General features: G+C 37.3%; 19 protein-coding genes, 1 tRNA gene and 1 pseudogene. 19 read left to right on the forward strand and 2 right to left on the reverse strand.

Translation table 11 applies throughout. From position 1 onward, the window contains the following. The first annotated feature begins 208 nt into the window (after window positions 1-208). Window positions 209-2,242, forward strand: a complete 2,034-nt coding sequence (locus AC4CVF_RS03285; RefSeq protein ID WP_336951667.1) for an oxidoreductase — start codon at window positions 209-211, stop codon at window positions 2,240-2,242. A gap of 98 nt (window positions 2,243-2,340) precedes the next feature. Further along, window positions 2,341-2,430: transfer RNA gene (locus AC4CVF_RS03290), tRNA-Ser, on the forward strand. 210 nt (window positions 2,431-2,640) lie between these two features. Here the strand turns inward: AC4CVF_RS03290 and AC4CVF_RS03295 are convergent. After that, the gene (locus AC4CVF_RS03295; protein WP_490788868.1) at window positions 2,641-3,444 is read right to left on the reverse strand and encodes a hypothetical protein; all 804 of its coding nucleotides are present in this window, start codon (window positions 3,442-3,444) and stop codon (window positions 2,641-2,643) included. 194 nt (window positions 3,445-3,638) lie between these two features. Here AC4CVF_RS03295 and AC4CVF_RS03300 point away from each other — a divergent pair, with 194 nt between their 5' ends. From AC4CVF_RS03300 to AC4CVF_RS03380, 17 genes and pseudogenes are all read left to right on the forward strand, one after another. Beyond that, window positions 3,639-3,980, forward strand: a complete 342-nt coding sequence (locus tag AC4CVF_RS03300) for a hypothetical protein (protein ID WP_336951663.1) — start codon at window positions 3,639-3,641, stop codon at window positions 3,978-3,980. Window positions 3,981-4,328: 348 nt separating this feature from the next. Next, on the forward strand, window positions 4,329-5,255 hold the full coding sequence (locus tag AC4CVF_RS03305; protein ID WP_490788869.1) for a hypothetical protein: 927 nt from the start codon (window positions 4,329-4,331) through the stop codon (window positions 5,253-5,255). Between the two features lie 96 nt (window positions 5,256-5,351). After that, window positions 5,352-8,186 (forward strand): type VI secretion system Vgr family protein, encoded by a 2,835-nt coding sequence (locus tag AC4CVF_RS03310; protein WP_490788870.1) that lies wholly within the window; start codon window positions 5,352-5,354, stop codon window positions 8,184-8,186. A gap of 10 nt (window positions 8,187-8,196) precedes the next feature. After that, window positions 8,197-8,760, forward strand: coding sequence for a T6SS effector amidase Tae4 family protein (locus tag AC4CVF_RS03315; protein ID WP_336951658.1), 564 nt, complete (start codon window positions 8,197-8,199; stop codon window positions 8,758-8,760). Then, the gene (locus AC4CVF_RS03320; protein WP_490788871.1) at window positions 8,757-9,362 is read left to right on the forward strand and encodes a hypothetical protein; all 606 of its coding nucleotides are present in this window, start codon (window positions 8,757-8,759) and stop codon (window positions 9,360-9,362) included. The genes AC4CVF_RS03315 and AC4CVF_RS03320 overlap by 4 nt, the downstream gene beginning before the upstream one ends. A 32-nt stretch (window positions 9,363-9,394) precedes the next feature. Next, the gene (locus AC4CVF_RS03325; protein WP_490788872.1) at window positions 9,395-9,604 is read left to right on the forward strand and encodes a hypothetical protein; all 210 of its coding nucleotides are present in this window, start codon (window positions 9,395-9,397) and stop codon (window positions 9,602-9,604) included. Window positions 9,605-9,612: 8 nt separating this feature from the next. Continuing rightward, window positions 9,613-10,161, forward strand: a complete 549-nt coding sequence (locus tag AC4CVF_RS03330; RefSeq protein ID WP_490788873.1) for a hypothetical protein — start codon at window positions 9,613-9,615, stop codon at window positions 10,159-10,161. A 655-nt stretch (window positions 10,162-10,816) separates the two neighbouring features. Beyond that, window positions 10,817-10,930: pseudogene (locus AC4CVF_RS03335) on the forward strand (IS5/IS1182 family transposase); the annotation flags it as partial. 296 nt (window positions 10,931-11,226) lie between these two features. Next, on the forward strand, window positions 11,227-12,174 hold the full coding sequence (locus tag AC4CVF_RS03340; RefSeq protein ID WP_490788874.1) for a hypothetical protein: 948 nt from the start codon (window positions 11,227-11,229) through the stop codon (window positions 12,172-12,174). An 84-nt stretch (window positions 12,175-12,258) separates the two neighbouring features. Continuing rightward, a complete protein-coding gene (locus AC4CVF_RS03345) occupies window positions 12,259-15,030 on the forward strand; it encodes a type VI secretion system Vgr family protein (protein WP_336951650.1) in 2,772 nt (923 codons plus the stop codon). A 29-nt stretch (window positions 15,031-15,059) separates the two neighbouring features. Beyond that, window positions 15,060-16,046: a DUF2515 family protein gene (locus tag AC4CVF_RS03350; RefSeq protein WP_336951648.1), complete on the forward strand. Its 987-nt coding sequence runs from the start codon at window positions 15,060-15,062 to the stop codon at window positions 16,044-16,046. Between the two features lie 129 nt (window positions 16,047-16,175). Then, on the forward strand, window positions 16,176-16,958 hold the full coding sequence (locus AC4CVF_RS03355) for a hypothetical protein (protein WP_336951646.1): 783 nt from the start codon (window positions 16,176-16,178) through the stop codon (window positions 16,956-16,958). 10 nt (window positions 16,959-16,968) lie between these two features. After that, window positions 16,969-17,892 carry a hypothetical protein gene (locus tag AC4CVF_RS03360; RefSeq protein ID WP_336951644.1) on the forward strand — a complete coding sequence of 308 codons (924 nt, stop codon included), beginning with the start codon at window positions 16,969-16,971 and terminating at the stop codon, window positions 17,890-17,892. 8 nt (window positions 17,893-17,900) lie between these two features. Beyond that, on the forward strand, window positions 17,901-19,400 hold the full coding sequence (locus AC4CVF_RS03365) for a hypothetical protein (protein ID WP_490788875.1): 1,500 nt from the start codon (window positions 17,901-17,903) through the stop codon (window positions 19,398-19,400). Continuing rightward, the gene (locus tag AC4CVF_RS03370; protein WP_336951640.1) at window positions 19,401-19,946 is read left to right on the forward strand and encodes a PAAR domain-containing protein; all 546 of its coding nucleotides are present in this window, start codon (window positions 19,401-19,403) and stop codon (window positions 19,944-19,946) included. Beyond that, window positions 19,943-20,644, forward strand: coding sequence for a thioesterase domain-containing protein (locus AC4CVF_RS03375; protein ID WP_336951638.1), 702 nt, complete (start codon window positions 19,943-19,945; stop codon window positions 20,642-20,644). Before AC4CVF_RS03370 ends, AC4CVF_RS03375 begins: the two co-directional genes overlap by 4 nt. After that, on the forward strand, window positions 20,628-21,047 hold the full coding sequence (locus AC4CVF_RS03380; protein WP_336951636.1) for a hypothetical protein: 420 nt from the start codon (window positions 20,628-20,630) through the stop codon (window positions 21,045-21,047). Before AC4CVF_RS03375 ends, AC4CVF_RS03380 begins: the two co-directional genes overlap by 17 nt. A gap of 77 nt (window positions 21,048-21,124) precedes the next feature. Here AC4CVF_RS03380 and AC4CVF_RS03385 read toward each other — a convergent pair whose 3' ends face one another. Further along, entirely contained in the window at window positions 21,125-22,402 is a 1,278-nt protein-coding gene (locus tag AC4CVF_RS03385) for a tyrosine-type recombinase/integrase (protein WP_490788876.1), read from the reverse strand. Window positions 22,403-22,821 lie beyond the last annotated feature (419 nt).

The following is a 22,821-nucleotide window of genomic DNA, read 5'->3' on the forward strand; positions in this document are numbered from 1 at the left end:
ACGAAAATTGACACAGAAGATTGTTATAAAACTGTATAACACTTTTCTTTTATGAATCATATCAAGATGTGTTACTTCTCTCTATGCGTAAGACAGTTAGAATTGACACTATATACGATGAAAATATCAAAAATTGCCATCAAAAAAAAATTAAAACTCGATAAAGTAGTATGCAACAAGTTGCAAAGCCAAACTTAAAGGATTCATCATGTCAAATAGCTATGCAAATATCTTAAAACCACTCCATCTGGGATTTACGACCATTAAAAATCGTGTCGTGATGGGCTCAATGCACACGGGTTTAGAAGATCGTTTTTATAACTATCCAAAACTTGCTGCATATTTTGGAGAACGTGCCAAAGGTGGTGTTGGGCTAATTATTACAGGGGGGATTTCCCCAAACCGCCAAGGTTGGTTACTCCCCGCTGGTGGTACGATGAATACTTTAGGTGATATTGCACCACATCGTTTAGTCACACATGCGGTACATAAGCATGGTGCAAAAATTCTGATGCAAATTCTGCATGCAGGGCGTTATGGTTATCAGCCATTTGTTGTGTCTTCAAGCCCAATTAAATCGCCGATTTCGATGTTTAAACCACGTCAGATGAGTGACAAACTGATACTTGAAACCATTCAAGATTATGCTGAAACAGCTAGTCTGGCAAAAAAGGCCGGTTATGATGGCGTAGAGATTATGGGTTCAGAAGGCTATTTGCTGAATCAATTTTTAAGTCGTCATGTTAACCAACGTGAAGACCGTTGGGGTGGGCCAATTGAAAATCGTATGCGCTTAGCGGTAGAAATTGTAAAAGCGATTCGTGCTAAAGTTGGTGAAAAGTTTATTATTTGTTTCCGTTTGTCGATGCTCGATTTAGTTCATGATGGTAATACCATGGACGAGGTGATCACTGTTGCACAGGCATTGGAAAAAGCAGGTATTACTTTGCTCAATACAGGGATTGGTTGGCATGAGGCACGTGTACCCACCATTGTCACTTCTGTTCCACGCGCTGCATTTGTAGATTACACAGCAGAAGTGAAAAAGCATGTGGCTGTGCCTGTCATTGCTTCTAATCGAATTAATATGCCTGATACTGCTGAAGAAATTTTGGCAACAGGTAAAGCTGATATGGTGCAAATGGCGCGCCCATTATTGGCAGATGCTTTTTGGGTAAGTAAAACCGCAACCAATCGTGTTGATGAAATCAATACTTGTATTGCGTGTAATCAAGCCTGTTTAGATCATAGTTTTCAAAATAAGCGTGCAAGTTGCTTGGTGAACCCACGAGCAGCACATGAAACTGAACTGGTTTATCTCAAAACAAAAAAGCCGAAGAAAATTGCAGTTGTAGGTGGTGGTGTTGCAGGAATGTCTGCAGCCACTATAGCTGCAAGTCGTGGACATCAAGTAACTTTGTTTGAAGCCTCTACTGAGGTCGGTGGACAGTTTAACCTCGCTAAAGTTGTGCCCGGTAAAGAAGAGTTCCATGAAACCATACGTTATTTTAAAGTTCAGATCGAAAAAACTGGTGTAGATTTACGTTTAAATACCAAAGTGAATCGTGAGCAATTAGAGCGTGAAGGTTTTGACGATGTGGTGATCGCAACAGGTGTGATTCCACGTGGTTTAAATATTGAGGGCAGTAACGCACCGCAAGTGTTGTCTTATGCTCAAGTATTACGTGGCGCACCTGTCGGCAATAGAGTTGCTGTTGTCGGTGCAGGTGGTATTGGATTTGATGTATCTGAATATTTGTTAAAACCTGAGCATCAGCCGCAACCACAACCTTTGGCAGATTGGCAACGTGAGTGGGGCGTAGACCCAAATCCGAACTATATGACTGAAGGTGGCTTTGTTCCTGCTGAAGTAGAGCAACCGGTTCGTCAAATATATTTGATGCAACGTAAAACCACACCTCTTGGTATTGGTTTAGGTAAAACCTCTGGTTGGGTACACCGTGCACAATTGAAAAAACATGCAGTAAGAATGATGCGTGGTGTGCAATATAAGTCTGTAACCAATGAAGGATTATGGATTGAAAGCAATGGTCATGATCAATTGTTACGAGTCGATACGATTGTGGTGTGTGCAGGTCAGGAATCCGTTAAGGATTTAATGCCTCTAGAGGGGGAGTCAACTTTAGCAAATTACCATATTATCGGTGGTGCAAAATTGGCTGGTGAGCTTGATGCCAAGCGTGCGATTCGTGAAGGTGCTGAAATAGCAGCTAAACTTTAATCAAAATCATCTATTTTGATGAAACAATATGCATTTGAATGGTTTAAGTCTATTTTTTTCTTGTCAGAATTGGAAAAGCTTAGTATTCTTGCGCACATGGAAGCGTGGCAGAGCGGTTTAATGCACCGGTCTTGAAAACCGACGAGGGTGTGAGTCCTCCGTGAGTTCGAATCTCACCGCTTCCGCCAAATATTGATTTAAGCCCTTGTTATTGCAAGGGCTTTTTTTTATGTGTATTTTTTTCTCACACTGTAACCCACATAAAATTTTGGATTGGAAAAATCAAAATAAGAATTATTCAGACAGCTTTGGAAAATAGGTAAATTGAGTTTAATCTGAACTCTTGCAGAATAGATTCGTATATAAATATACTGTATGCCTAATTTTTAATCTTATTCTTATTGCTCGTAGTTGTGATGATCCTTTTTATCGATTTTATCTTGATCTTCAATTGATTTGTTTATGGGCGTCCTGTCAGATTTGCAAGGAGTGGGTATTATAGAAATATTCTTAGCTGTTCGTTTTACTACTTGGGCTGTAGATGTTTTCTTTGTATTTTTATTTAGCCGTAGTTTTGTTTCATTTTGGGTTGGAATATGTGTGTCAATCAGAGCACCAGCATTTTGCTCAGTACTTTCATTTTTGGGTCTAGTATCCCAACTTTTCGATTCGGATAAGATCATTTCATTTTGAAGAGACTTTGTGGGAAGGGGGGAGGGACCAGCCTCACTTGCCAATTTCGTTTCTTTATTGATGCTTTGGCAAGACTCTAAAGAAGCTTGATTTTCTATCTTAGATTGCATTTGATTTTGATAATTTTCGTTTGTATCAACTACATTATTTTCTAGCTCAATTTGAGTATTACCTTCAAATTTTGGTGGGTTTTGGACTGTTTTTTGGGCATAGTGCTGCCTATAAATTATAAGCTCAGCAAGATATTCTTTTTCGCGCTCAAGCGCAAAGTTTAACTGTGTTTGTAGCGAGATATTTTGCGAAATGAGAAGGTTTAAAATCTGTTTAAAATTTACTTCATTGTCTTTATTTGATTTTTTATCGACTAACTCAAAAATAGCTGGCATAGCTTTATTTAGATCTATTTTTCCATTGATTATATTAATTTTTTTATGTCTTTTTAAATAGTAAATTTGTGTTCTTGAAAGACCAGTTCGTTTGCTTAGCTGAAGTACTGTTAATTTTTCCATGTTTAATTTTGTTTAAAATAAGTTTCTGTGTTGAGTGATTATACTGATAAAGTGATTCAACTTTTAGCTTAAAGACGAATAAAATGTGCTCTGTGAGGTAATTTTTAATTTTATACTTAGTGAAAAAACATGCTATTTTTAATTTGTTCAACTATATCCCGCGTAGTTACTAGATTTCTTGTCGAGAATTGAATATGAAATTATCTGAGATAGAATATACACAACGGATTAAAGAGCTTAAATGTTTATTGGATTTTTATAAAATTCAGATTGAGCCTTTTAAAGGAAAGGCAGGGCCTCAGCATGATGAGTATCTTATGTCTGTTGCTTATCTTGATATTATTTTTCAGCTAGAAAAATTGCTTCTATACTTGGATTACAATGGGCAGTTAAAGGTTATCCTGTTTACAATGCCATTTTCATTAGATAGTTTTTTCACCCAACGATTCAGTAAATTGGTATTGCTGCCATGTTCTAATGCAACACTGGCAATAGAACATGGGGGTGATGGCATTTTTGAACAAGCTCTAGTTTGAATTTGTTGATATAAGTACGACGTTTTCTTCTTACGCCTTCAGTATAAATGATGGTTAAATTTTGGCTTATCAATTAAGCACTCATTAAAAAATAAGTGGGTACGAAAATAAGCGTCTGTAATTAATTTTAGTAGTGGAGCAGCGGACGTTTACCGCAGTAACAGCGAATTAAACAATGACTTAAAAATTGCCTATTCTAAGCGGATCAATCATTTGGATGGAAATTTTTTTGATGAAAAATCAAAGAATATTTATAACTCTATTCAAATATTTGTTTAAAATCACTTTAATTTTTAAGCTGAACTTGATAAAAAGATTTATTCATCAACATAATGAAATTCAGTGGTTATGGCTAAAAAGTATAATTTATATCCAATCAAGACCATCAAGGGTTGGCAAGGTGAAGATTGGGATGTTTATGAAGAACGAAAAACGCCAACTGGAGTTATGATTTATAAGGGGTGGCTATATGGTTCAACTGGTGGATTTTTAGCATATATTCTTACGGATGAAATTGTCCAATTTCTCAAACAACACAGAATTGATGAGGTTGTGAAGCAATTGGGTATTTCACGAGATAAGGTCATTTGTTTTAGACGCGAGCTAAATTTACAAAAAAAATACTTTAAACTAGATCATCAATGGATGCACCAGCATAAAGAAGAATTACTAAGCAATAGCTTTCAGATTCTCAACGAGAAATACGGTTTAACGAAGCCACAAGTCAATCTCTATACAAAATACCTAAAGCAGACTTTGGCAGTAGCTCCTATAGACTCAAAAAGACAAAGTTTAACCAGTCTAAAAAAAGAACTACGCTATCAATCACATAAACATGAAATTTCACAAATGACTGTTCCAGAAATTAGTGATTATCTTCAAATTTCATATGCGACTGCCTATTGGATGCATCAACAGGTTTGCGAAGAATTTCATTTATCGAATACAGCAGACAATCGTAAAATTCATCAAGCACAGTATCAGAAATGGTTACTGGATCATAAACAAGAGTTTTTTAGAACAGATATTAAACTTGAAGACATTGCACGAAATTTTAATTTAACCAAACTTCAACTGATTTATGCCCGTAAAAGACTTCAAGCTCTATTTCCAGAATTAGGGAAAAAGAAGGATGTGATGACATGGGTATTACAACATCGAGATGAATTATTTAGGTCAACACGGCACGAACTCGCCAAAAAATATGACATGACTAGAGATCAGATCAGTTATAGACGTTACTTGCTTAAACAACTGAAACAAAATGAGACATAAATTGTCGTACTCCACATGATCATAGACAGTTCTGTATAGACAGATTATTAAGTAATTGAGTAGAATGGATCACAATCTAAAATCCAATAATAAACTATGTCTAACAATATTTATGCTGCTTTGGAGCAATTAGGTCTTACTGCCAAAAAACGTGCGATACATGCACAGTTCAGTAATAAAAGCCTTAACGATCAAGTCTTTCTTCAGCGTATTAATGGCACGCATGCTCTCAATGAAGGAATTCACTTACAACTGATCTGCCTTTCAACCAATGCGCAATTGCCTTTAAAGACGTTCATTGGTTCTCAAGTCGCCATTGATATCGTCAACGATCAATCCGAACTCAATCGAATTTCAGGCATTGTAACCAAAGCAGATGTGGGTGCCTCTGATGGCTCCCTTACAGTTTATCGTTTAACCGTAGAAGACCCAACAGCACTGTGGAAATATCGTAGAAATTCGAGAGTTTTCATGGCGAAATCTATTGTGGATATTGTGCAATGCATTTTTTCTGAGTGGCAACAACGAAGTTCCTTGTTTGCATCCAGTCTGACATTGGATAAAAGTGGCTTAACCAAGGACTATGATGTCAGACCATTCATTATGCAGAATAATGAATTGGATGGCGAATTCATTCAAAGACTTCTTTCTGAGGAAGGCATTACAACTTTAATCGATGAAGCACAGCTTAAAGTTTCCAGTTCAAGTGAACAAATCCAGCCTCAAAAGCTACGTTTAATCGATGATAACTCCCAATATAAAAGTTTAGATCGTAAGAACATTCGCTTTCATCGCAGTTCCGCGACAGAACTCACAGACAGTATCACGGCGTTTATCGGACAACGCTCAATCCAACCTACTTCAGTGCATATCCAACGATGGCAAGCAGATGCATTGGAAACAGAAGAGGGTGCAGGCTCAGTTCAAAGTAAACACCAACATAGTAAAAATTATGACAATGCCAGTTTAGGTCTAGAACAGGCATGGCATTTTAGCCCAGCATGGATACAAGACCTGAATGGGGAAGATGGTGTAACCAAATCAGGTAACAGTCAGATTGAAAAGTTCAATGAAAACTTGGGCAACTACTACGACTCACAAGCCAAACAATTTACAGCAACCTCAACTGTACGAGATGCACATGTTGGTTACTTTTTTGAGCTAGATGAACATCCGACCATATCTCAACTCGAGTCTCAAAATAAGCAGTTCTTGATCATATCGAAGCGTTTTTATAATCAAAATAATTTACCCAAAGACTTAAGCTATCAAGTTGAAACTTTACTGAAACAAAATGATTGGCAAACCACCGATATCATCACAAACAACAGTGAAGAACGCCAAGCCAATGAGTTGGTACTACAACGACGTAATATTACCATTGTTCCAGAATATAACCCCTTAGTCCAAAGACCAATAGCCCATCCGATGCGTGCTAGAGTCGTTGGTTTAAGTGGAGAAGAAATTTATGTTGATGAATGTGGACGGATTAAAGTTCGCTTCCTGTTTACCCGTAGTGAAGACAACACTCATGATGGTGGTGCAGGCTCAAACGACAATGATACCGACTCGGCTTGGGTGGATGTGCTGACGCCATGGGCAGGCGAAGGCTATGGCGCAAGATTTTTACCAAGAGTTGGAGAGCTGGTCGCCATTGACTTCTTTGGGGGCGATCTTGATAGACCGTTCGTGATGGGGCGTATTCATGAGGGTCACCGCCATCCGACCAAGTTTGATGACAAAGGTAAACTGCCTGATACTAAAAAGTTGTCAGGAATCAAAAGCAAGGAATATCAAGGTAGTGGCTACAACCAGCTGAGATTTGATGATACAACTAACCAAATCAGCAGTCAGTTACAGAGTAGTCATGGCGCCAGCCAACTCAACTTGGGCAAACTGAGTCATCCCAAAGACAAAGCAGAAAGTGATGATCGTGGAGAGGGTTTTGAACTCAGAACTGACCAATGGGGAGCGATTAGGGCAGCAAAGGGGCTATTTGTTGGAACAGATGCACAACCAAATGCTGAAAGAGAACAGCTTGATATAGAAGATGCGATACAAAGACTAGAAAAGGCTTTAGCTGATGTTAAAGTATTACAAAAAGGTGCGACACAGGCAAAAGCTGACCCTAAAGATGGTTATACACGTTATCCGAGCTTAAAACAGCAACTCGATGATCAATTTAAAACCATGGCAAAGCCTAATATCCTGATTAGTACACCTACAGGTATAGCTGTGACTACACCAAAAAGTCATAGTTATCAAGCTGGTGAAAATATAACAATGATTGCAAATAAGCAAATCGACATCAGCAGTATGGGGCAATTGACAGCCAATACTCTTAGTGGAATGAGTTTATATGCTCAACAAGGAGGACTAAAAGCTTTTGCCAATCAAGGGGCAGTGCAAATTCAGGCACAGAATGATGTATTGCAAGTTGCTGCTTTAAAAGATGTATCTATTACAAGTAGCCAAGGTTCGATTAATATTGTAGCTGATAAGGAAATAACGCTAGGAAATAAAAGTGGTGGCTATATTAAGATCAGGAAAAATGGCTCAATTGAAATAGGTAGCCCTGCTGTTGTAGATATTAAATCTCAAATTTTCAATACATTAGGAGCAGTACATTTTAATGCAACTTTGCCTAATATGCCCATAATAGCAAACTCAAAAGATAAAAAAATTACCCATCTGTTTTGGTCTTATGGGGAAGATTGCAAGCCAATTTCCGATTCCTCTAGGCATTATGTAGACATGAATCTACATATTGAGACAATAAACTATACTGAGGGTGAAGAAGTGTCTGCTAAAATCAAACACGATAGTGTTAATGGAGAAACTCAAACTTTTTCCGTTTCAGGTAAAGTTAATCAGAATGGCGTTGCTATAATTAAAAATGTACTTAAAGATAAACAGTTAGCTTTTAACTAGAGGGTAAAAAATGACATGCACCATCACTGCTATTGCTCAAGATAAAACCGTACATTGTATTGCTAATCGACCAAGCTGGGCTGCCGTAAGCAGTTTTTATCAAGATTTGGCTAACACTATGAGTACAGATGAGCTATTTATTGAGCTTTTTGGTCCCGACTATAATCGAGGTGTTTTTAATAACTCTTGCGCTACTCGAGTTTCGGTTGCGTTACTACACGCTGGAGTAAAAGATGTTGGTCGTGAATATAACGTACAATATGGTGAATTCAAGAGTAAAGGAATTACTGTCTCTGCGGTGAATATGAGAAAGCTGCTCCAAAAAAAATGGAACTCTCCTGAGGTTCCCAGTTTTAAAACTGAGGCTACGACCACGCTCGCTGATCTACAACGTGAGATAGGAGGTAGAAAAGGCGTATTTTCCTTTGTTTCTAGCGATCAAAGGAGTTTCGGAGCATCTGGTCATATTACAATTTGGGATGGAACAGATGTCATACACGGTACAAGCAAATATCCTAATCAAGCTTATGCGGATGGAAACCTTGGTACTGTTTGCCTTTGGGAGTTAAAATGAAAAAATACTCTATGAACAAAATACTATTTTATTTAGTCATCGCTAGTGTTGCAAACATCGCTGTTGCAAAGGATTTTTCTACAGAAAATCATGGCATACAAAAAGCAGTGATGACTAAATTTGCAAATGACAATCGAGCTTTTGAGGAGTATGCAACATTAGGAAAGGCACAGTGTTATACCAAGTTGTTTAATTTAGAAGAAAAGTATGATCATACAAGTGAGTTATTTAGTAATGCCTCCATTACAATGTATAATGAACGAGTGCCGTTACTTCGGCTTATCAATGGTACTTCGATTCAGAATAGCCTTGTAAATTATATCAGAGCAAAACTAACAGAACTCACACACTCTGATAAAAAATCGACCACTCAATCGTACTACTACAAGTCAGCACAAAGTTGTGAAACAATGTTTGACACCAAAAACAAACAGTTACGCAAAACTTATTTAACACTGATAAACAACGATAAAAACTATATACAGCCTGATGATAATTATACTTTAGAGGATATACAGCAAATGGAAAATGATTATCTAAAAAACTATTTTATTCATGTAGATATAGATGGATGTCCTTTGGGCTTGGCTGCCAATTGTTAGTTGTTTCATATGAGGAAAATGAGCTGGCTATTATGAATAAAATATTATTGATGGTATTTACTAGTATGGTAACAGTTGCAAATGCAAGTGAATCAGAGTACGACAAAACCAATGAAGCAGCAATCATAGCTAAGTTCGAGATCGATATCCACGCGATTAAAGACTACTTAGTTTTAGGAAAGGCTCAAGGAATTCATATAGATGAGAGTTATCCAGACCCTGCGTTAGTAAGTAAACAGTGATATAAGGTATGTCGAAAGGTTTACGTTGGCTTTTATTAGCTTTCACGTTCTTGATTGTTTTTGATTATATCGTGATTAGTTACTGGCGAGATAATACAAACATAGATATATCAGCATCAACCCTCATGATTATGTTGATTGGTTTACCTTTATCTATTTTATTTGCTTTTTATATATTTTTTCTTCTTTTCAAGTTTATAAAAAATAAATTAACTAGTACAAAGACTCTCCCTTCTGTAGATGAAAGTAACACCCCAAATGATCAAGAAGATAATACATCTATCGACCTAGACGGAAATACACTTTTACCAGTACAATATTTACATATTTTAGAAACTGCATTAATGACACCTTTTGGAAATGATGTAAAACAGATAATTGTTGAACTCCAGAAAAAGAAACCCGCTGAACCTGATCCTATTTTAAAATATGAAAAAACTTATCCTTATTTAAGCCAGCGGATTTTATCTATGCCCGTACTTAACGATGAGGAAAAAAACTCTTTAAACAACAAGTTTCAGCTTTGTCTGTATTATCTCACGCCTACTTTATACTGATCGTGCAAAACGTATTGAGCAAATAACGATTCAATTGTTTGAAAAAATTGCTTTAGTTTTACAGAGTTTAGATATCAAACAGCTATATCTGCAACAAGAAGAGATCATTAAGTCTAAAAATCAAGCACGATTACATCCTGATTGGCTATCACAAATATGCAAGCAACCTCTGCAAGAATCTACTGAAATAGCATATCGTCCGCGACCAAATCTGCAAGTTTTGTACATTTTACCTAGTCATATATCTGATGTAGAAAAGGAAATACTGTCAGAACTACCAAAACAGTATTTAAAATGATTAGATATAAATGAGCAACATGATGTTCAATATCATATTAGTTATGTAAACAGCAGTGATGAAACTCAAATGGTTATTGATGAAATGTTGACTAAACATTTAAATTTAGATCATACAGAAAATCCTCAATTACTTTTAATCATGGGTGTTGATTCATGGATACATCAGTTACTTATTAATATTAAATTTGATAAAGAAAAGAAGTCTGTGCAACCATCAGAAGGTGGTTTTGCTATTTTATTTTCTGATCAAGAAATTACGACAGGTATTAATCCGATTGCCAGTGTTACCAAACCTTCGAAGTACAACTGTTATAAAAGTAATATAGTGCCCGATCAGAGAATAGCTGTGAAGTGGCTTAAACTCAGTTCGAGAAACTTTCAAAGCCAAGTCAATGAGATTCATGCACGTTTAGCAGTCCTCAACAGATTTACGGAATTAGGTCGACCACATACCCAAGTTATGCCTTAAATTTGAATTACTTGGAGAAGTACTAACTTTTAAATCTTTATGCAACAAAGCCGTTCAAATAAAACATCGCCAGTCGAACTTTTATTCATAAGAGAAACTACTTTTTCATCCATCACATTGAGCTAAGCAAGCTCGGCTTATTCTACAGGGTTTACAGTATTGAATATTATTAACATCGTTTAAATACAGTCAAAAGGGTTCAAAAAAACCATAAATATTTTTTAAAGGTACTTCAAATTTTACGCTAAACTTGATAAAAGAAGCACTATTGATCAACACAATAAATTTCAGTTGTTATGGCTAAACAATATAAACTTTACCCAATAAAAACCATCAAAGATTGGGAGGGTGAAGACTGGGATGTTTATGAGGAAAAACGCCTACTGAATGGATTAACATTATTTAGAGGTCGAATGCATGAACAAGTTTATGGACATAATGCAACTATCCTGACACAAGAATTGGCTGAATTTATTAAGCAAAATCATTCCATTAAATTGCCAGTTTTAGCTAAACAGCTTGGATTTTCTAAAGATGTGTTAATTCGTTTTAGAAAACGTCTTGATATACAAAAGAAAGTCCAGAAACCCGATTATGAATGGGTAATCGCTCATCAAGACGAAATACTGTACGCAACACATCATGTGTTATTCGAAAAATATCAGTTAGATACAGGTCGAGTGAGTCGCTATACTCGTTATTTAATTGAAAAAGTTGGAATTACACCAATCAGAAAACGAGACAAAAGAAAAGTGTTAGCCGAAATTGATGAAAAAATTTTAACCCACCAAGACCTTATTTTGTCATGCAACAAAATTGATGATTTGGTTGAGGCGATGGATATTTGTATTCCAGTTGCTGCAAGAATACATAAACAAATGTGTAAGAAACAAAACCTGTCTACAACAGCAGAAAGGTTAAAACAAAAAAGAGCTGAGAAAAAACAATGGTTATTGGAAAATCAGCACGCGCTTTTAAGTAATGAACTTCCTGTTAAAGATGTTGCGCAAAAATTTAATCTTACAAAACATCAACTCATGTCAGCAAGAGCACAATTAAAAAAGTTACTCAACATTTCCAAAAGACCATTAGCCATTGATTGGGTCAAAAGCCATCAATATGAATTAATGCATTTGAACAATGAAGAGTTACTACACAAATATCAACTGTCGCGAAAGCAAATTTATTTCAGACGTAGCTTGTTGAGAGACTTGCAACAAAATGAGGTGGAAACAGTTGTTTAAAATTATGGCAGTAGACAAACCTGTCTAGACAAATTGTCTGTTTTTTAGTAGAATTGATTACAATCTAAAACCAAATAATAAACCATGTCTAACAATATTTATACTGCCCTAGAGCAGCTTGGTCTTTCTGCTCAAAAACGTGCTTTGCATATTCAATTCAGCAATAATTCACTGAATAATCAAGTCCTCCTTCAGCGCATTGATGGAAAACATACGATCAATGAGGGTATAAATTTACAGCTGATCTGCCTGTCTACATCAGCAAATATACCTTTGAAAAACTTTATTGGTTCTCAAGTAGCCGTTGATATCGTCAACGATAAATCAGAACTCAATCGAATTTCTGGGATTGTGACAAAGGCTGATGCAGGCGCGAGTGATGGTTCTCTTACAATCTATCGCCTCACGGTAGAAGACCCAACCGCATTGTGGAAACATCGTAGAAACAGCCGTGTGTTTATGGCAAAGTCTGTCGTGCAAATTATGGATATTATCTTTCAGGAATGGAGAGAAAAAAGCCCTTTGTTTGCTTCAAGCCTGACACTGGATAAAAGTGGCTTAAGCAAAGACTATGATGTAAGGCCATTCATTATGCAACAGAATGAACGGGATATAGATTTTGTACAACGGCTTCTTTCCTCAGAAGGCGTTAACACTTTAATTGATGAGGCACAAAGTACAGTTTCTAATTTTAATGAACAAATCCAACCACAAAAACTACGTTTAATCGATGACAATAATCAATTTAAATCACTTGATCGACGTAGCATTCGTTTCCACCGTAGCAGCGCTACAGAGCTCACAGACAGCATAACAGCCTTTACTGGATTACGTTCCATTCAACCCACCGCAGTGCATATACAACGTTGGCAAGCTGATGCACTGGAAATAGAAGAAGGTGCGGGCTCAGTTTTAACTAAGCATCGACATTCAGACAATCAAGATTCAGCGAGTTTAGGGTTAGAACAAGCATGGCATTTTAGCCCAGCATGGATACAAGACTTAAACGGTGAAGATGGTGTAACCAAATCAGGCAACAGTCAGATTGAAAAGTTTAACCAAAATCTAAGCAATTATTACGATTCACAAGCCAAACAGTTTACAGCTACCTCGACTGTGCGTGATGCACATGTAGGTTATTTTTTTGAACTAGATGAACATCCGACAATATCTCAACTAGAGTCTCATGATAAGCAGTTTCTGATCATATCTAAACGTTTTTATAACCAAAACAATTTACCTAAAGACTTGACCAATCAAGTTGAAACTTTACTGAAACAAAGCCATTGGCAAGCAGCGACTATCACAGCAAACAACAATGATGAACGTCAAGCCAATGAATTAGTCCTACAACGACGTAATATTACGATTGTCCCTCAATATAATCCCTTAACCCAAAGATCAGCTGCTCACCCAATGCGCGCCAAAGTAGTTGGACCAAGTGGAGAGGAAATCCATGTGGATGAATGGGGACGAATCAAAGTTCGTTTTCTGTTTACTCGAAATGAAGATCATCGTCATGATGGTGGTGCAGGCTCTAACGACAATGATACAGACTCAGCTTGGGTGGATGTACTGACTCCATGGGCAGGCGAAGGCTATGGGGCGAGATTTTTACCCCGTATTGGAGAGATTGTCGTTATTGAGTTTTTTGATGGTGATATCGACAGACCATTTGTCCTGGGACGAATTCATGAAGGACATCGCCATCCCACTAAGTTTGATGATAAAGGCAAATTGCCTGATACAAAAAAATTGTCAGGAATTAAGAGCAAGGAATATAAAGGCGGTGGCTTTAACCAACTCAGATTTGATGATACTACAGACCAGATCAGCGCTCAGCTACAAAGTAGTCATGGAGCCAGCCAACTGAATCTTGGAAAGCTTAGTCATCCTAAACATCAAGCGGAAAGTGATGATCGTGGAGAAGGTTTTGAGTTAAGGACGGATGAGTGGGGGGCGATTCGAGCAGCCAAAGGGTTATTTGTCGGTACAGATGCACAAATGAATGCCGCTGATAAACAGCTTGATATAGAGGTTGCGATCCAACGGCTTGAACAAGCTTTGGAACAAGTCAAAATATTACAAAAAGGCGCTACACAAGCAAAGGCTGACCCAAAAGAGGGTTATACACGTTATCCGAGTTTACAACAGCAACTGGATGACCAACTTAAGACTATGGCAAAACCGAACATATTGATTAGTACACCTACGGGGATAGCTGTGACTACGCCGAAAAGTCATACTTACCAAGCAGGTGAAAGCATAACAATAGTTGCGAATAAGCAAATTGATTTGAGTAGCATGGGGCAATTCACAGCCAATAGTCTGAGTGGTATGAGCCTATATGCGCAGCAAGGCGGAATGAAGGTTCTAGCCAACCAAGGTGAGGTGCAGATACAGGCGCAAAATGATGCATTACAAGTAGCTGCCTTGAAAGATATTTCCATTACAAGTAGTCAAGGTTCAGTCACCATAGCGGTTCAAAATGAAATAACACTTGGTAATAAGAGTGGTGGGTATATCAAAATCAAGACCGATGGCTCGATTGAGATCGGTAGTCCTGCACTGGTAGAAGTGAAGTCTCAAATGTTTAATACATTGGGTGCAGCAACATTAAAATTACCTCTACCCAGCTTCGAAAGTGTGTTGAGTTACAATGAAAGTTTTAAATTGCTCGATCCATCAGGCACTGTGATTCATGGTTTGGCTTATAAAATTACCGGTATGGATACAGATGTTTTGGGAGAGACTTCCGATACAGGTCTTTCTGACAAAGTATTTTCTCTAACGGAACAACAAATTCAATTTGATCCAGTTTGGTATGAACTGGTAGATGACGAAACATCCGAATAAATATTTGATTTTGACTTGAGAAAAAATATATGGGTAATACAAGTATCACCAATCAAAAGCAGGATTCCTGCACAGAGGTTTCTCTGAGTTGTGATCATTTATGGTCGATGGCGCAACAATTTGCTTATGCTCGATTGTGTGACAAGAAAGGTAATAACATAGCTCTTACTGCTATGTATAGTTCGCGTGCAAGAAGAATTGCGGCGACCTATGCGCGCTTTTATTTAGAAACAGAGGTTGGCGGTAATCCTAAACTCAAAGGTCGTTACTACTGGATGGCATTGGGAGCTTTTGCCAGTAAAACAGTTGCCTGCTCATTAGAGGATTTAAGAGTTATAGGTATAAGTTCGATCAGTATGGTGCATACTGGGCTTGCTAAAGGAAACTTTTGGTTATTTATGGATGTGGCATGTTGGCATTGGTATTGGAGTAATTACCCACGGAGTTTTAATGTTTGTGCAACAAAACGGGATTCTGAACAATGCGTGCCGCAGGTCAAGGCAGTGTTGGACAAACTGCCTTGGGCGGATAAAGCATTATCAGCAGTTAAACGATTTAAATATAACGATAATATTAAAAAAGGTATGTTGAAAGTTCAAGAATTTGAACAGACAGTGAGCCGAACCGAACGCCCGACAATTCAATTTGATCATCTGATGGCAGTTGCCAATCATGAACAAGGCAACATATTGCAGCCATTGATTTATGATGATCCTGATTTTTCTAAATGGGTAGCCGCACAACGTTCGCGATATATAAAGTGGATGACACCAACTTTAAAAGTTGTATTTTCACATACATGTGACACCAATCAATCTCGGTTGGAGTCGATTGCTCCAGATGACACCATACTGGAAAACTTTAAGAGTAGGATGGATTGGATTGGTGATGCTGCTAAACAATTCCATGGTTTAATGCAAGGTACTAAACAAGACAGTGATAAAGTCTATATGGAGCAAGAGTTAAGAACCATCGCAGCTTGGGTCGACTATAAAGACAGTCGTGATGTACTGTGAACGAGTAAAAGAGAGAGCATAATGAAAACCATACGAAATGTGATAAAGCTATGTTTATTGTTATGTAGCCTAATGAGCATAGCATGTAGCCAGCAGCTCTCATCAGATGATAAAGGAAATAAAAAAAGCATGAATGATTTAACTTTATATTTTAACAAAGAAACGGGGGAACAGTTTGTTGCGCGTACGCAACCAGAATCATCGAATCCTTTACCAACATCTAGTACCACATTTTATAAATTACGTTGGCATAAGAACCCTATTAAGATTCAAATTGAGCATGGTGCAAATAGTATTGCCGTAGACTATGTGATTGGGGTGCTATCTGGAGTTGCTAATCCTAGTGAGTTAATTTCAGAATATGATATTTCGGCTGGTTTAAGTAATGATGATACGATGAGTCATGACCAAGCACGTTTGGTCATGTTGGCAATTTTTAAAGATTTAAAACAAGCGGGTTGGCAACGTTATATCAGCTTATCTGGTCCACGGTTGACTGGCAAAGATGCATTGAAGTATGCAAGTACACATACTTATGAACTTGATCCAGATTATGCATATAGCTTGGATGAATGGATGCAATTAGAAGATGGTTCACGTTGGATGTTACAAGCCAATGGGATTTATTTAACCATCCAAATGTATAGAGAACAAAGCAAAATGGACCCGCAACAACCAGGGGCATATTACGTAAGTTATAAATTTCAATCAGAAAAAGAATACTATGCACCACACTTTAAGGATGATGATTTAAAAAAATCGGCAATCAATGCTGCACGCTGGGTATCGTTATATCCTGGTATCAAAAAACAAATGAATCAAATACGTGAGCAACGCGAAGCTGAGCTTAAGGCGCAAGGAATCACGATTGATGAAAGCTATCAAGACCCAGCATTGGTGAGTAAAAAATAAGGTATTCGTTATGATCTGGGGTTTTGTTAAAGAAAAAGGAGGAATGCAAGTGCTAAGGTATTGGCTTCGACAATGTTTATTATTGGGTGTGCTTGTCTTGATCGCGTGTAGTAATCAGTACGCACCCTCCAATAACGGAAATAATAACCATATAAATCCTTTAACTTTGTACTTTAACAAAGAAACAGGAGCGCAATTTGCTGCTCGTATACAGGCAAATATAGATAATCCTTTACCAACCTCTACGACTACTTTTTATAATCAGCATTGGGATAAAAATCCGATTGATGTAGTGATTGAGCATGGACCAAACAGCATTACCTTACATCATGTGATTGGAGTACAAACATCAGTTGCAAATAGTAATGATTTAATTACAGGTTATAGTGTTTATGCTGGTTTAAGCAATGACAGTACGATGAGTCATGACCAAGCACGTTTAGCCATGTTGGCAATTTTTAAAGATTTAAAACAAGCAGGTTGGCAACGTTATATCAGTTTATCTGATCCAAGATTGAACGATAAAGATGCATTGGCTTATGCAAGTAAGGAATTTTATGAGCTTGATCCAAATTATGTATATAGCTTGGATGAATGGATGCAATTAAAAGATGGTTCACGTTGGATGTTGCAAGCCAATGGGATTTATTTGTCGATTACAGTTCGGCGTGATCAAACTAAGATGGATCAGCAACAACCAGGGGCGTATTACGTAAGTTATAAATTCCAATCAGAAAAAGAATATTATGCACCATACTTTAAGGATGATGATTTAAAGAAATCGGCAATCAATGCGGCGCGTTGGGTATCGTTATATCCTGGTATCAAAAAACAGATGAATCAAATACGAGCAAAAACCGAGGCTGAACTTAAGGCGCAAGGAATCACGATTGATGAAAGTTATCAAGACCCTGCATTGGTAAGTAAAAACTAAGGTGCATTATGTCAAAAAGTGTACGATGGATTATTTTTACAATTATTGTCTTGGTCATTTGTGATTGGGTGATCATCAGTTACTGGCGAGACAATAATGAAATCGAGGTATCCTCAACGATACTCATCAATAAGCTTATTGGTTTACCTTTGGCTATTGTATTTTGTGTTTTTGCGATTACTCGGTTGTTTGCATTTGCTAAACGAAAACCAGACGGCCCCGTTGTTTCAGAGATTACTGAAGAATCTCCTCCCAGCACTGAAGATGAAATAAAAATAAAGCATATCGGGCAAAAAATATCTGTTTTGGCAACAGCAGTCAGCACACCTTTTGGCGAAAATTTGACACAAATTATGATGCAACTCGATGATAAAAAATTGCCAGAGCCTGATCCATTGTTAAAATTTCAGATAAGTTATCCTTATTTGAGTCGACGTATTGAATCTCTTTCATCATTGAATGATCAAGAAAACTCAGCATTACATGCTCGACCACTATTTACAGATCGCGCAAAACGCGTAGAGCAGATGACCACGCATTTGTTTAAACAATTGGCTTTGGTTATACAAAGTATTCAGATTAAAAATTTGAATTCCAATCAAGAGGAACGTGATAAGGCGAAGAATCAGCAAGCCAGACTGCATCCAGAATGGGTCTCACAAACTAAAAAGACAGTGTCAGAAGAACTTCCTACTGTATATCGTCCTCACCCTAGCTTAAAAATAGTTTATATATTACCAAGTCATATCTCAGAAGTTGAAAGGGATATATTATTTGATCTTTTAAAACAACATTTAAATTTGATGGGTATTAATGAACAACATGATGTTGATTATTTTATGACTCATGTCGAAAGCAGTGAAGGCACTCAGCTCATTATCCATAATGCTGTAATGGAGCATTTGGATATTGATCATGTAAGTAGCCCACAACTCCTTTTAATCATGGGGGCAGACTCATGGATCGATCAACTTCATCTTGATGTTAAATTCAATCAACAACAAAAAGCGGTACAACCCTCAGAGGGTGGTTTTGCAGTGCTGTTCTCGGATCAGCAAGGCACCACGGATATAGAACCGATTGCTAATATTACGATACCGTTGATGTATAAACCGCATCAAAGTGCTGAGACTTTAAATCTCATTCAAGCGATTGAGCAACTTCAGCAAGCATATAATTTTCAAAAAAATGATAAAGTTTTGGGTGATGATGAAATCGTATTTACGGATCATGCTGTAACACATAGCAAATCTTTGGCTGACTTGATGTCCGTATCTGATCATTTTCAGATTGAAGATGATCAATTTGTCTCTATCAGCCCAATCCTCAACGATACTGCTGCAATGGTTTCAGGCCTATCATTAAGCCTTGCAATTATGAATTCGGCTGAAAACAAAAAAAATACTTTGTTGATCCATAATACAGAAAGTCAATTTGGATACTGTTGGATGGTTACATCTCCAAAACACTGTATTGATGGGTCTACCAGCCAAGGAGAGTCAACTTAAATGTCACAACCGATTATTTTAGAAGGTGATTTGACCACGACAGGGGGACGTATGATTGCTTCTCAAACGGCACGTAAATCAAATGGTAAAAATATCATTGTATTGGGAGATAAGTTTTTTTGCCCAGCGTGTAAAGCTATGGGGACTGTTATACAAGCAAGTGATCTTCAATTTTGTAGCAGTGTCGGCGTTGCTTATCATGGGTGCAAAGTGAAATGTGGTTGCCCTGGTAACCATATTGTGATGGCAACCCAATCAGTTGATCTTGTTGATAAAGGTTCAAGTGGAAAATTAACCAAATCAAATACCAATCATGTCATTGCGCAAAGTCGTGTTTCCGACAAGACCTATGAACATCAATTTGTATTGGTCGATGAGTTTACCCAGATTCCGCTTGCAGATCGATTTTATAAAATAATCATGGATGGTGTAACAATTACAGGGAAAACCGATAGCCAAGGGCAAACCCAATTAATGACAGCATCTGAAATGTTAGAGGTATTGATAGAGGTTTATCCTGAAAATTACGAGGAACAACCCAAATGATACCGATTATTGTAGGCACTGGTAGCAGTACACTGGTATTAAAGTCAGACTCAGGCACTAAAACTATAATCCCTATAAATAAGCCACGTGGTACAGTATTTTGGGGAGGTGCGGGTTTAGATGGACCATATTTAAAGCCAATGACTCAAGCATTTATAGATGCAGGAATCCACTATATATGGTCGGGGTTGAGTAATACTGCAACGAAAAATCTGCCGGGTACTATAGGCACACTAATAGATGCTGCACGTACAGGTGTAATGATCAAAAATGATGATGGTACTGACAACTGGCGTGTTTATCCACCAGCTTCAACCCAATCTGCCAAACAGTTTAATTTAATTGGCTATTCTTACGGTTCAATGCTTGCAGCACAAACTGCCAAGTCTTATGCAAACCTTGGCTATGTGGTTGACCATTTGGTGTTAATCGGCTCTCCTATAGATGCTGACTTTTTAGCCATGTTAAGAAAGCATAAAAATATCAAAAAACTGACCATTATTGATTTAACCCAATATGGCGATCCTATTTATGCTGGGATGAGTTTTTATGAACTTGCTGAAAACTCGTTTAAACTTGGAGTTCAAATGAATAACGGTAAGGCGGAAGGGCATTTTTATTACGCGCATGTGATTCCAGATTCTCCACGGCGCTGGGCTGAACTCGCTAAAAGGATCAAAAATGAAGGTTTGGAGTAGTCAATTAGTGAAGAAGAATTTTTTTCTCATCCTTTATCTTGGTTCTTGGTCTTTACTAGCAATCATATGGTTGATTTTTTTAATCAAAGTGCTCAACTCAACCATTACATTTGCTGATGTAACAGTCGGTAGGGCGGTTGTATGGGTAGCAGCTGCATTTATATTAAGCTTTATCCCTGTATTGCATATTCTGCTATTTTTATATTGGTATTTAAAAAAATGGCGAACTAAAAATAATTTAATTTATGTTTTGACTTGTCTTTTGATGATCATCATTTCATTTTTATGGTCTCAAAACTATATCAGTCGTAGTGTTGAAAAAGATAAAAAATCACAGAAAATAGCTGTTGAAATAAAGATAAATGTCAAATATGAATTGGGGCTTGTAAATTATTTTGTTTAAGCTAATTTTTAAGTTAGATGATTATTAATAAAATTGATGCTTCTGCCTTAGATGGCAGAAGTATTCTTTTTTGCTGTCTAGTTAAAGTGTGTACTACAGAGCTCAGCCCAATCAGCCATTAGACTTTTACGCTTTTCCAAATAAGCTCCGCGTAAATAAGCAGCTTCTACTTCATCAGGTAGCTTATGTACGAGTACATGCTCACAAACTTCACGTGGGTAGTTGGTTTTGTCAGCTGACCAGTCGCGGAAAGTAGAACGGAAGCCGTGTGTAGTGATTACTCGATTTTGTTTAGGGTCTATATAGCCTAAGCCATTTTCTTCTAACTTTTGGACATGCATTCTTTTGATTAATGTCGTTAAAGACATATCAGATAGCATTTCACCACCACGAGGTGCAGGGAAAATATAGCCTTGTGATTTTGTATTAGTCTGAATAGATTTCAATAACTCAGTTGCTGGTTCTGAAAGTGGAACACGATGTTCTTTGTCTGCTTTCATCCGCTCTTTTGGAATAGTCCAAACTTTAGATCCAAAATCAATTTCTTGCCATTTGGCTCCAAAAATTTCACCAGATCGACATGCCGTTAAAATTGCAAATTCTAAAGCTTTGGGTGAAATGCCATCTTTCTGACGAAGGTGCTGAACAAATTCTGCTACCTGATCATAAGGTAAAGAAGGGTGAGGGCGTGATATCTGTTTTAAATTACCTAGAATAGGTTCTAAGTTACCTTTCCATTCAGCGGGGTTATCACCTTCAAAATATTCCATGGCTTTGGCATAATCAAAAATGGTTTCAATACGACCACGAATACGTTTAGCTGTTTCGTTCTTCTCAGCCCAGATCGGTTCTAATGCCTTGGCAATATCAACTTTACTAATAGAACTAATTACACGGTCACCTAAAATTGGATAAATATAAGTTTCTAATGTAGTTGACCATTGAGCAATATGTTTTTGGTTTTTTAACTCACGTGATTTATTAGCAATCACAATCTGAGCAAATTCACGAAAAGTACGATCTCGAAGTTTTTGAATACGTAAAGCTTGAAGCTGATCTTGCTTTTGCTGAATAGGATCAATTCCTTTTCGGATTTGAGCTTTCATTTCTTGAGCTTTAGTTCTTGCTTCAGCGAGTGACACTTCTGGATAAGAACCTAAACCAATATCACGGCGATGGACTCGTTGTTTACCATTTTCATCAAAGCGCTGCCCAACAACAACACGTAAAACCCAAGCGCGAGAATCATTCACAATACGTAGATGCAAGCCATCTACACCGCCGACAGCATGCCTACCATTTTCTTTGATTTTTGCTACACTGAGTGCAGAGAGTTCTTTGGCTTTCTTAGGCATAGGGTTATTCCTGTCCCACATAATAACCCACATAGAATATTGGAAATGGTCGGATTAGGCAAGACGTAGTTGGAATGGTTTTATTTTAAATTGTTGAAAAATAAATTTATATTGGATTGGTTTGGACTGCATAAAACAAGTGTTATACGGACACCACTTCCGCCAAATATTTTAAAAGGCCCTTGTTTTTACAAGGGCTTTTTTTTATGTGTATTTTTTTCTCACACTGTAACTCACATAAAATTTTAGATTAGATGACATTAATTGGGTGTATTTAGGGCATTGTAGGAATAGTCACTCATTTAGTTTAAATTTCTACAAGCTCATAAAATGACGTTCATCAAATAAAAAATCCCAATTAGTGACTCAGGGGCTGTGGATTGATCCTAAACGAAAAAATGGACATATAGTCGCTTTAA

The organism is Acinetobacter sp. LipI_19, assembly GCF_058242925.1.